At 42.1% G+C, this 6,863-nt stretch carries 7 protein-coding genes, 7 tRNA genes and 1 rRNA gene; 2 read left to right on the plus strand and 13 right to left on the minus strand.

The genetic code is table 11. The annotated features are described in order from the left end of the window. Positions 1 to 117 precede the first annotated feature (117 nt). Positions 118 to 915 (minus strand): LytTR family transcriptional regulator, encoded by a 798-nt coding sequence (locus H8Z79_RS15490; RefSeq protein WP_118041301.1) that lies wholly within the window; start codon positions 913 to 915, stop codon positions 118 to 120. A gap of 295 nt (positions 916 to 1,210) precedes the next feature. On the opposite strand from H8Z79_RS15490, the gene trhA reads away from it, so the two are divergent. After that, complete coding sequence (gene trhA, locus H8Z79_RS15495) at positions 1,211 to 1,900, plus strand: PAQR family membrane homeostasis protein TrhA (RefSeq protein ID WP_118041299.1); 690 nt, start codon at positions 1,211 to 1,213, stop codon at positions 1,898 to 1,900. 53 nt (positions 1,901 to 1,953) lie between these two features. Here the strand turns inward: trhA and H8Z79_RS15500 are convergent, their stop codons facing one another. The 3 genes from H8Z79_RS15500 to H8Z79_RS15510 form a co-directional block, all read right to left on the minus strand. Continuing rightward, the gene (locus tag H8Z79_RS15500) at positions 1,954 to 2,196 is read right to left on the minus strand and encodes a GIY-YIG nuclease family protein (RefSeq protein ID WP_072522561.1); all 243 of its coding nucleotides are present in this window, start codon (positions 2,194 to 2,196) and stop codon (positions 1,954 to 1,956) included. A 176-nt stretch (positions 2,197 to 2,372) separates the two neighbouring features. Then, entirely contained in the window at positions 2,373 to 3,182 is an 810-nt protein-coding gene (locus H8Z79_RS15505; RefSeq protein WP_225877034.1) for a M23 family metallopeptidase, read from the minus strand. A gap of 74 nt (positions 3,183 to 3,256) precedes the next feature. Next, entirely contained in the window at positions 3,257 to 4,090 is an 834-nt protein-coding gene (locus H8Z79_RS15510) for a SpoIID/LytB domain-containing protein (protein ID WP_118041295.1), read from the minus strand. 141 nt (positions 4,091 to 4,231) lie between these two features. Here H8Z79_RS15510 and H8Z79_RS15515 point away from each other — a divergent pair, with 141 nt between their 5' ends. Then, the gene (locus H8Z79_RS15515; RefSeq protein WP_118041293.1) at positions 4,232 to 5,440 is read left to right on the plus strand and encodes a metallophosphoesterase; all 1,209 of its coding nucleotides are present in this window, start codon (positions 4,232 to 4,234) and stop codon (positions 5,438 to 5,440) included. Here H8Z79_RS15515 and H8Z79_RS15520 read toward each other — a convergent pair. The 9 genes from H8Z79_RS15520 to H8Z79_RS15560 all read right to left on the minus strand — a co-directional run. Continuing rightward, positions 5,410 to 5,688: a hypothetical protein gene (locus H8Z79_RS15520; protein ID WP_015543413.1), complete on the minus strand. Its 279-nt coding sequence runs from the start codon at positions 5,686 to 5,688 to the stop codon at positions 5,410 to 5,412. The two genes, H8Z79_RS15515 and H8Z79_RS15520, sit on opposite strands and share 31 nt — an antisense overlap. A 161-nt stretch (positions 5,689 to 5,849) precedes the next feature. Next, positions 5,850 to 5,922: transfer RNA gene (locus H8Z79_RS15525), tRNA-Lys, on the minus strand. A gap of 140 nt (positions 5,923 to 6,062) precedes the next feature. Further along, a tRNA-Phe gene (locus H8Z79_RS15530) sits at positions 6,063 to 6,135 on the minus strand. Between the two features lie 4 nt (positions 6,136 to 6,139). Then, positions 6,140 to 6,213, minus strand: a tRNA-Met gene (locus H8Z79_RS15535). Between the two features lie 17 nt (positions 6,214 to 6,230). Next, positions 6,231 to 6,303, minus strand: a tRNA-Thr gene (locus tag H8Z79_RS15540). A gap of 18 nt (positions 6,304 to 6,321) precedes the next feature. Then, a tRNA-Tyr gene (locus H8Z79_RS15545) sits at positions 6,322 to 6,403 on the minus strand. An 8-nt stretch (positions 6,404 to 6,411) separates the two neighbouring features. Beyond that, positions 6,412 to 6,484, minus strand: a tRNA-Val gene (locus H8Z79_RS15550). A gap of 37 nt (positions 6,485 to 6,521) precedes the next feature. Then, positions 6,522 to 6,595, minus strand: a tRNA-Asp gene (locus H8Z79_RS15555). Positions 6,596 to 6,684: 89 nt separating this feature from the next. After that, positions 6,685 to 6,863 (minus strand): 23S ribosomal RNA (locus H8Z79_RS15560); the annotation flags it as partial.

The raw sequence follows: 6,863 nt of genomic DNA on the forward strand, positions 1-6,863 counted from the left end.
TAATATGGAAATAAAGAAACTCAGATAAAAATTGATAAAGAAATGTACGATTAAAGATGTGTATTAATAAATATATATGGTCCTAAAATTGTTTTTCGGTATAATTCCATATTGAAATTATACCGAAAGAATCTGTCTGCGAATCTCATCATATTTTTTCCGTGGAACCGGGAGCTCTGTACCATCCCGCATAGTAATAGCATAACGTCTGATAGCCGTAATATACTGCGGATTGACCAGATAACTTCTGTGAGTCATAACAAAACAATCCTGCGTCTGCTGTGCAAGTTCTTTAATACTGTTTTTTGCAAAAATGCAGTCTGTAAGAGTCCTGACAACAGTTTCTTTACCCAGTGCAGAAATAAACATAACATCAGACAGCTGCAAAAATATCAGGGATCCGTTAACGTCACAGACAGACAGCTTCCTGTCACTGGTCAGACGTAAAATTTCTTCTTTCATATAGTGACTTGCCATTTTTCCCATTGTATCAGGAAATGCTTCATCTTCAGCAATTTTCAGTTCACCTATTGGATTGGAAATATGGATATGACTGATCTGCAGTCCATTGCCGGTATTCTCCCACACAAACGTACAACGCTGCTGTGCAGACAAAAAGAACTTTTCTTCAGGATCTGTTGTTACAAGATATTTGCCGGTTATAACGTAGAGTTCGGAACAACTGGCTGCAACCTGAAATTCTGCGTGCTGAAGATGACATGACGGAATAGCCGCACAGTTTGTTTCTAAATTCTCTCTCACCTCATCACGAGTCAGAAGATATTCATCCTGTCGTGCACTGATCCAGACTATTTTAGGCGCACAATGACTGAAAACAAACATATAATCACGCTTCCAGTATCTGGTCAGACATTCTGCTGTCAGCCTGACAACTTCATCTTCTGTTTTATTCATGGGCGGTCACCTCTTTCTTTACATCCCAATTTATTCTTTTAAAATATTATAACTTAACTCGTCGATGACCGTCAATATTTGCCCCGTATGTCTCGGGATTTTGCCATTACTCATGACAAAATGCCTCGCGGGATATTACCTGTGAACAGTAATTTAGATTCTTTTAATAAATTTTCTCTTCACAAATATGCATAAAAGTGTTATAGTTTCAGTATACTTCTTATGTAGTATTGATTACTACGTGATATGTTTTTAATTATCTCATACCTATTTTACAGTTTAGGAGGCGTTTACTATGATGCATATAAACTCACTTGTCTCAAAATTAAATTTAAAGGATCCGTGGAGTGCCATTACACACGGAATTGCGATGCTTCTGGCAATTGCCGGTACCGCTCCTCTTTTGCTGCGAGCTGCTTCCGGTGAGAATGCTCCGCTTCATATCGTGGCACTGGCAGTTTTTATCCTCACTATGATCCTTCTCTATACAGCAAGCACAGTTTATCATTCCGTTGATTCTACCGAAACTGTTAACCGACGCCTGCGTAAGATGGATCATATGATGATCTTTGTTATGATCGCAGGAAGCTATACACCGATCTGCCTGATTGCACTGCATAACCGTATCGGTTACATCCTCTGTGGACTTGTATGGGGCGTTGCGATCCTGGGCATTCTACTTAAGGGACTCTGGATCACCTGCCCGAAATGGCTCTCTTCTGTGCTTTATATCGGTATGGGATGGCTGTGCGTCCTTGCCTTTATCCCAATTTTTCATTCTCTTCCGCGTGCCGGTTTCGGCTGGCTTCTCGCAGGAGGCATTATTTACACCGTCGGCGGCATCATCTATGGTTTGAAACTTCCTTTATTCAATGCCCGTCATAAAGACTTCGGTTCACATGAAATCTTCCATGTATTCATTATGCTTGGAAGTGCCTGCCACTTTATCCTCATGTATTGCTTCATCTCTACCCTGCCAATTTAACGGCAGGGTATTTTTCTTATGAAAGTTCTTTCTATAATAATATTATTTCTCTTTCAAAAATCCATCAAAGCAAGTTTTTCTTTCCTTGTAAGCTGCTTAATCGCATACTCCCTGCTCATTGCTTCTTCTTTCGTTGCATATCCCTCATAGTAAACCAGTTCCACCGGGCGCTTTGCCCTCGTATACTTTGCGCCGGCCTTCCCCTCATTATGCGCTTTCAGACGTTTCTCCACCGAGGTTGTCCACCCCGTATAAAGTGTACCATCCGCACATTTCATCATGTATGTATAGTTCATCCTTTTCCTCTTTTACCGGTCATGCTGTATCTAACAACCTTTTTATTTGCTCTATGTAAAAGGATAACCGCCATTCTTTCCGGCAGTTACCCTCATTTCTATATAAAGCAGCCGGCTACGAATTTTCATTTCCTACCTGCTTTATTATACGTTGTACTTTCTTTTTTGTGAACCATTTACGGAAGATATGCAATCGGATCCACAGGTTCTCCGTTCTTTTTCATTGCAAAATAAAGATTGCTGCCTTCTTTGCTGTAATACTTTGTCGGAGTCCCCACATACCCGATCACTGTACCTTTTGTTACTGTGTCACCCTCTTCAACAGTAAGATTCTTCAACTGCCCGTAAACTGCCTGATAGCCACTTCCGATTTCCATAGTTACGGTAGTTCCTGTCTGCGGATCTTCCTCAATTGAATAAACAGTTCCCGGAACAGATGCCAGAACAGGAGCTCCTTCCACTGCCTGAACAGAAATTGCCGGGCTTAATTTGTACTGATCCAGCGTCGGAAAATAAACTGTCTGATCCATGTTATAATCCAACAGGATTGATCCATCTACCGGCCATTCCATCAGCGTATCTTCCGAAAAACTCAGCTTTGGAGCTGCTTCGGCACTTGCAGAAGTGCTTACACTTTCTGTATTGACTGCACTCTGTGCTGCTCCGTTCCCATCTACGGTCTGTACAGATGTCTGATCCGCATCTTCGCTATCTGCAAGTACTGTGTTTTCTACGCCGGTCATCTCTTTTTCAGTATCTGTTCCTTCGTCCTTCATCTCCGCTTCTACAAGACTGGTTCCCGCATCTACTGCCGAATCCTCATTCTCTTCGGTATCTGCCGTGTCATCCAGGTATGATGGTGCTTCTTCCTGAATTTCCACATCCGTTCCGGATGTTCCGAGCTGATAAACTCCAATTCCCGCCGCTGCAAGAACCGCCAGAAGCGCCGTATTTGTTACGTACCTTACAATTCTGTTATTTGCCATATTCTTTTCACCTCTGCTCATAATCATTTCTGTATTAACAGGGTGTCCAGTATATGCAAAAATATTCAGTTTTACTAAATATAATCAAAATCTTCTGTTTCAATTTCCATCAATGGAAAATAAATATGTAAAATTTCCTGCCATGTTTTTCCCTCTTTTGCAAGCACATCCCCGCCATATTGAGAAAAACCAAGCCCATGCCCTTTTCCTTTGCTTAAAAAGCGTATTCTGTCATCCAGCTTCTGTATGGAAAATGCCGGTGATGCAATTCCCATCCCGGATGCAAACGCAGTTCCTTCTAATATATTATCGTCTGCCATCAGACTCTGCACATATCCTCTTTTATCCCGTGAACTAATCGCCAACTCTTTTGGAAGCTGTTGTTCTGACACATAAGTACTGCTTAAATACTCTGCCGCATCTTTATCTGCACTGCTGTCCACCGATTTCAGATAGGCATATTGCGAATCATGAAAAGCTTCCTCCCCATCTCTTGTTTCTCCGGCACTGATTTCATGATAAGGTACCAGTTTTAACTCTCCATCCACAGTAATTATCTGACCCTGCGTATTTTTCACCGCCGTCTCATAACATTCTTCCGGAATTTTCCATACCCATCCGTTTTGTTTTATGTTATTACAGATTTCACAAAGAATGGAACCTGTGTCTGCTTGCTCCTGAAGCTTTCGCATAAGATTACTTCTTGCTATGACTGCCTGTGCTTCAATCGTTTCTATCTGATATTCCGGAGAAATCTGCTCACTTAAAATTATCGGAAGTATATTTTCCATATCTGTTGTTTTATTTACAGAAACTGCCTCCGGGCCATTTACAAAGACCGTGACCAGATATGGAAGTGTCAGTAACAGAAAAATTTTTGTAACCCACGATTGTTTTCTGCCCTTCATATTCATCTTCCATGCTCGTTTTACTCTAATATATGAAAATCATCCATACTTTATAAGTAAATTCGATATTTTTCCCTTTTTTCTTTCTTTGACATCAAAAAACATCCATTATATAATGAAAAAAAATTTCGGAGGTTTTATATGATTGCAATTTATCTTGCACCTGTTTATATTATCCTCAACCTGTATATTCTACGATGGGCATATTTGTGGATGGGCAGCTGTCACAGTATTTTGCGTACTATGGCATTTCGCACTATTTTCGCAATTATCTATACCATAGTCTCGACCAGCCTTGTATCCGGTTTCTTTATTAAAAAGCCAAGAGTGCTGCATCGCGCATTAAAAATAACCGGAAATTATTTTCTCGGTATTTTCCTTTACTCGCTGATGATCGTGATGGCGGCAGATCTCGGACGGTTATTTTTCAAATATGTATGCAGAGTGTCGTGGATTCACTCACGAATTGCCTTTAATGTTGCAGGTGCTGTCTGTACTCTGCTGATTATTGGTCTGTGTGTCCGGGGAATTGTTCATGCAAAGTACATTAAAGTAACACCTTATAAAGTTACGGTAAACAAAACCGTTCCCGATACAGATAAGCTTAAAGTTGTTCTTGTCGCTGACACACATTTCGGTTACAATGCCGGAGTCATCCATGCACATGAACTTGTCCGTAAAATCAATAAGCAAAAACCTGATCTTGTCTGCATTGCCGGAGATATTTTTGACAATGAATATGATGCGATCCGCAGTCCCGAAAAGCTCTCAAAGGTTCTGCGTTCCATCAAATCCACTTATGGAGTATATGCATGCTGGGGAAATCATGATCTGAACGAGGCAATTCTTGCCGGATTTACCTTTCATCACAAAGGAGATAATATCTCAGATGTAAAAGATCCACGCATGAATGAATTTCTCCGTAAATCCAACATTAAGCTTCTCGAAGACGAAAGTGTCCTGATAGATAACAAATTTTATATTGTCGGGCGCAAAGATGCCTCTCTCATAGAAAAGATCCATGAAACAAGAAAAGCCCCTGACCAGCTTACCAAATTGCTGGACAGGGACAAACCGATCCTTGTTATTGATCATCAGCCAAAAGAACTTCAGGAACTTGCTGATGCGGGTGCTGATTTAGATCTGTGCGGTCATACACACAACGGACAGACCTTTCCCGGAAATCTGACCATCAAACCGATGTGGGAGAATCCATGTGGCATCAGCCAAAAGGATGCCATGACCTGCATTGTAACTTCCGGTGCCGGTGTCTGGGGACCCGCCATGCGATTAGGTACGGACAGCGAAATCTGCTCAATTCAGGTCAATTTCGTATCACCCGGACCTTGAAGCCAGAAAAAAAGTTTTTTCCACATGCGATGATGCTTTCGATTGTGCACTATCCACATATTCACATCTTTATCCATATTTTCTGCAGAGACAGTTGCTGCGCCAGCTGCATTTCCATTAACCGGAGATGCAGTAACAGCCTGTCCGATCACAGATACATCTACTTCATCCCTCTTCGGAACCATACTTACCAGAAAACAAAGAATTACAGTTATCAGTTTATGAAACCTTTCCTTCATATTTTTCATAATGAACCTCCTGCTATTCTCCATAAAAAGCACCGGGACTGCGCACTTCCCACTACTACATATGTAATATAAATATATGCAGAGGTTGTCCTTTTTAGAACGACAGTGCATCTTATTTCTGAATACAAAAAAAGCACTATCATTTCGATAGTGCTTTCTGATGAGACATCGGGGATTCGAACCCCGGACAACTTGATTAAAAGTCAAGTGCTCTACCAACTGAGCTAATATCCCATATTCATTTGTTACCTTTTGAAGGCTCTTACAAAGTAAATGCTCAGGCTTTTTCAAGCAGCATATACTCTTTAATGCAATCTTACAAGGTAAATGCTCAGGCTTTTTCAACCAGCATACACCATGTTTTACAAGGTAAATGCCCAGAGCCGGAATCGAACCAGCGACACGAGGATTTTCAGTCCTCTGCTCTACCAACTGAGCTATCTGGGCATAATAGCGGGAACAGGATTTGAACCTGTGACCTTCGGGTTATGAGCCCGACGAGCTTCCAGACTGCTCCACCCCGCGATAATTATGAAATTTGAAGCCGATGATCGGACTCGAACCGATAACCTGCTGATTACAAATCAGCTGCTCTGCCAATTGAGCCACATCGGCTTAGCCAATTAGGCTTAGTGGGTGGAGAAGGATTCGAACCTTCGAAGGCGGTGCCAACAGATTTACAGTCTGCCCCCTTTGGCCACTCGGGAATCCACCCGGATTATATGGGACCTATAGGGCTCGAACCTATGACCCTCTGCTTGTAAGGCAGATGCTCTCCCAGCTGAGCTAAGATCCCACATATTCAATTAATGTACACACCTTTCGGTATGTAACGACCCAGATGAGACTCGAACTCACGACCTCCGCCGTGACAGGGCGGCGCTCTAACCAACTGAGCCACTGGGCCATGCAAATTACTTTGCTATAGAAGATATATCGTATCTTCAAAACCACATACATGTTGACAATCAACTGAATCTTTCTGACCATGCTTTCTTGGTCAAGCCCTCACCCTATTAGTAGCAGTCAGCTCCATGTGTTACCACACTTCCACCTCTGCCCTATCAACCTCGTCGTCTTCAAGGGGGTTTACTCCTTTCGGATGGGATATCTCATCTTGAGGGGGGCTTCACGCTTAGATGCCTTCAGCGTTTATCCCTTCCGGGCTTGGCTAC

The organism is Blautia intestinalis, assembly GCF_014297355.1.
Taxonomy (GTDB): Bacteria; Bacillota; Clostridia; order Lachnospirales; family Lachnospiraceae; genus Blautia_A; species Blautia_A intestinalis.